Source organism: Bartonella sp. AP58NXGY, from assembly GCF_042195785.1.
Lineage (GTDB): Bacteria > Pseudomonadota > Alphaproteobacteria > Rhizobiales > Rhizobiaceae > Bartonella.
On the sequence record NZ_JBHIOY010000413.1, the window covers coordinates 1 to 567 of the forward strand.

1 pseudogene is annotated in these 567 nt (G+C 31.7%); it reads right to left on the reverse strand.

What is annotated here, in order from left to right:
* Positions 1–567: pseudogene (locus ACFINC_RS11750) on the reverse strand (ATP-binding protein); the annotation flags it as partial.

Here is a 567-nt window from a genome sequence, read left to right on the forward strand (position 1 = left end):
GTATAACTTTACGACGGATAACATACTCTGCTAATTGTCTTGTTTCTTCATCTTTAACTTCTTTTGCAAGTTCAGAAACTTTCTCGGAAAAGCTATATGTATTGGTATTCCCTTCAGTAATTTCACGGTATATTTTTTCAATTCTCAAATTTTGCTTTTTTTCTCTCCTAAGCTTATGAATAGCCAGTGTCTTAACAAAGTCTTCTGTATCCTTTGCAGATTTGGGAAGTTTTTCTAATAATTTTTCATAACTATCAAAACAATACGAAGGGTGTGTTCTACAAAATTCTTTTAATTTATTTAAACGTTTTTCTTCGTAGTCTTTATTTTCTGGAGCAAGAACGCTATTTACAATATTATTAGCAACGGAACGTAAAATATCTTTCAATATTTTATCCTTAAAGGAAAAATGCGTTCTTTCTTGATTAACTCTATCATCTAAATACTGACCACTTATACAACCATGATACACCAACCCCTGATCTCCAAATTTTCCGAAACCAATAAGGTTATCTATACTTTCAGTAGTAACAGTACGGTCATGTGCGAAAAGATGCAGATAGTGGT